Source organism: Jatrophihabitans sp. (assembly GCF_051960575.1).
In the GTDB taxonomy this organism is placed as follows: domain Bacteria; phylum Actinomycetota; class Actinomycetes; order Mycobacteriales; family Jatrophihabitantaceae; genus JBQCEE01.
Map to the genome: position 1 here is coordinate 1 of NZ_JBQCEE010000073.1, position 3,383 is coordinate 3,383.

Genomic DNA, 3,383 nt, shown 5'->3' on the forward strand with positions numbered 1-3,383 from the left:
TCGCCACGAGGGAGGGGGTAGACGCTTCCGACGACTGGGCGCCGGGGCGCGGGCGGCCGGCGTCCGACGATGCCGTCGGGGACGGCGATCCGGGTCCGTCGGCCGGCGACGGACGACCTGTCGCGGCCGACTCCGCCGACGCCGGCGGGGGCACCGAGGCACTGTCCGGGATCCTTGTGGCGTCCTGCTTCGACACGGTGCCCGCGAGCACCTCCGACGACTGTCCCTGGCCGGACGAGCAGTCCACCGGTGCACCGTTCACGACGTTCCAGCGGTCGCCGGTGACGCGGATGAACACGGCGGGATAGGTCGCGCTGTACACGCCGTAATCGGTCTTGCCGAAGTACATCCGCAGCTCGTACAACCCGTCGACCAGGGGTGGGAACTCAGCGACGATGGCGGACAGCGGGAGGTCCTGGCTGGTGGCGATCGCCGCCGGATGGGTCGAGCTCTGGTAGAAGGTCGCGGCTGTCAACTGATCGCCGCTCCACTCCCCCGCCGGCACACCGGGCCGCGGCTGGAAGATGTTGAGGATCGTGTTCTCGCCGCGCCCGAGGTAGTCCTTGGGCGGAGGCTGGCTCGCGACGGCCTTCCACACGAACGGCGTGCCGTCGACAGGACCGTCGGTCACCTGGTGGTCGTGCAGGTCGCAGAAGCCGATCGTGCCGGCGACCGCGGGGTCCTGCGGCACGGTGTCGGCGGCGGCCGACGGCAGCGGAGCGAGCAGGACCGCCACGGCACTCATGGCGAGCACGGCGGAGCGGGCGATGGAAGGCACGAGCTCTCCTGATCAGGCGTCGACGAGCTGAGGGGCGTCGGACGTGGGCCGGCCCGGCGTGCGAGCGGGCCGCGGACCGCGCCGCCGCCGGCGGTACAGGACGAGACCGAGCCCCGCGAGCACGACGAGGAGCAGGAGGCTCCAGGGCACGGCCCAGAACGACGTGGTGGCCGATGTCGGTGCCAGGACGGGGTCGACCGCGCTCCGGACGCCGAGCGGCGTCACCGTCACGCGGGCGTGCATGAGGATCTCCGGCGTGACATCGCGGACCGTCACCCGCTGGGACGTCGTCGCGCCGGGCAGCAGCAGCGGCAGTTGTGCCAGCTTGTGCACCGTTCCGGACCCGCCGAGCACCCCGGTGATCTGCACCTTCTGCTGACCCGCCAGCAGCACGTTCCCGTCGTTGCGCACGTCGAAGGTGACGGTCGCGCTGCCTGACCCGAAGGGGTTCCAGTTGGTGCGGTAGTCGACGTGGAGGCTCGTGACGGCCAGCCTGCTTCGCACGTCGCCGCTGATGCGGAACAGCGCGCGCAGCGCGACCCGCTGCTCGAACGCGATTCGACCGTTCCTGCCCGAGACCTCGGCGGTGTAGCCGGCCATGATCCCCACGACGTGGTCGCCGGGCGAGGCGTCGGCCGGGATGACGCCGCGGATGGGGATGATCCGCGCCTGCCGGGGTGCGAGATGGACGCTGAGGTCATGGACGCCGCCGGGGAAGGTGATCCACTGGCGCGCGTCCGTGCCGGGGTGCGCGGCGGGGTCGAAGCCGATGGCCCCACCGGCGGTCGAGACGGCGTCCGCCGGGTACAGGTGCAGCGTCACCGGGATCGTCCCGTAGTTGCTCACCGCGATGTGGTCGGTGAGGGTGCCGCCCGGGTCGGACACGTAGTTCAGGTACGGACGGCCGTCGATGCCCTTGCTCGAGGCGGGTCCGATGCCGAACGTCGCATTCTTCGGTGTCGTCGGCCCGTGCGGAGCAGCCGCCACCGAGGGCACCGCACCGACGGCGACGGTCATCGCCGACGACAGCAGGACGACGGCGCCGAACAGGCGCCGGGCGCGCGATGCCGGTCGGTGGGGGGACACGGCTGTACTGAATCGTCCGCAGACGACCGCGCGACGAATGCAATGTGAACGAGGGTTGGCGGGATGCCGGGCAGATGGTGGGGTTCGCGGCGCCGGTCGTGCACCGTCCACACGGGTTGCCGGATGCACGAAGGCGGGGCGGCCGTCGCCGGCCACCCCGCCCACGCCGAAGCGTGTCGTGCACTGCTGTCGAGGCCCTGTCGAGCTGCCTCGGATCCGGCTGGATCAGCCCACGGTGAAGGTGATCGTGCCCGTGAACAGACCCGGCTCGGTCGTGATCGGCGCGTTGATGGTCAGCGTGCCGGAGGCCTCTAGGAAGCCGAAGCCGTGGTCGACCGAGATGACCGGCGCACCGGCGCCGCCGAGGCCCGCGGTGCTCGAGGCACCCGGTGCGACCGGCAGGTTCGCCGCCGGCGCGTCGGTGAAGGTCACCGCGCCGGTCAGGTTGCTGGACGAGGTCTTCGCCAGGCCGGTGAGACCGACGTCGTGCGCGTCGATGGTGCTGCCCGCGTTGGACTTGCCGTCGGACAGGTTCGAGGCGGACGCCGTCACGGTGTAGGGCAGGTTGCCCGACCGCTGGTCGGTCACCTGGATGTGCTCGAAGCCCGCACTGGCGGTGAGGTACTTCGCGCTCGGGTCCAGCGCCATCGTCTTCAGGTCGAGCGGGTTGGCCGAGGTGTACGGCGTGCTGATCACCAGCGTGCCGACCGGCACGGTCACCTGGATGTTCTGCGTGTCGTTGCAGACCGAACCGGTGGTCGCGCAGGCACCGACGGCCTTCGGGCTCAGGACGAACGCCTGGGCCGACGACTGCGACCCGGCATAGGTGGCCGTGTCGGTCGGGGTGAACCTGGCGACGATCGAGTGCGAACCGGCGGCGAGGCCGGTCGGCAGGTCGAGCGTGAAGGCGCCGGTGGAACCCTGCGTCCCGGTACCGAGCGCCGTCGACGACCCGTTGTCGTAGAACGCCACCGTGCCGGCACCGAACGGAGCCGCCGGGCTGCCCGACGTGACGTTCGCGGTCAGCATGACGTCGTCACCGGCGGTGCCGTCCTGCACCACGCTGAGCGACGTGAAGGTCGACGTCGCCTGGGTGACGACCTCGGATGTCGTGCCGGTCGAGCCGTTGTAGCTCGTCGTGTCGGTCGGGGTGAAGACCGCCGACAGCGGGAACGTGCCGGTCGAGGTGAACGTCGCCGTCGTGCTCGCCTTGCCGGTCGAGTCCACCGCGACGGGCGAGCCGATGTTCGTGCTGCCGTTCTTGAACTGCACGGTGCCGGCGGTGAAGGCGCTGCCACCGGACGCGACGTTCGCGGTCAGCGTGACCGAGACCGACGTGCCGCTGCCGGCAGGCAGGTTCGCCGGGTTCGGCGCCGCCGTCAGCGTCGTGACCGTGTTCGCCTTGACGGCCGGGTAGACCTGCGTCCAGGTGTTGCCGGAGACCAGGACGTCGGCGACCTGGTACTGCGGGTCCTGGTTCGAGCCCGCCGCCGTGACCAGGCGCAGCTGGTAGAGGTTC

At 71.1% G+C, this 3,383-nt stretch carries 2 protein-coding genes and 1 pseudogene; all 3 read right to left on the reverse strand.

The window, feature by feature from the left end:
* Positions 1-778 (reverse strand): annotated as a pseudogene (locus tag ACTHMS_RS03585) (hypothetical protein); the annotation flags it as partial.
* 12 nt (positions 779-790) lie between these two features.
* Positions 791-1,864, reverse strand: a complete 1,074-nt coding sequence (locus ACTHMS_RS03590) for a DUF916 domain-containing protein (RefSeq protein ID WP_440305302.1) — start codon at positions 1,862-1,864, stop codon at positions 791-793.
* A 225-nt stretch (positions 1,865-2,089) separates the two neighbouring features.
* A partial coding sequence (locus tag ACTHMS_RS03595) for an Ig-like domain-containing protein (RefSeq protein WP_440305303.1) occupies positions 2,090-3,383 on the reverse strand: 1,294 nt, incomplete at its 5' end.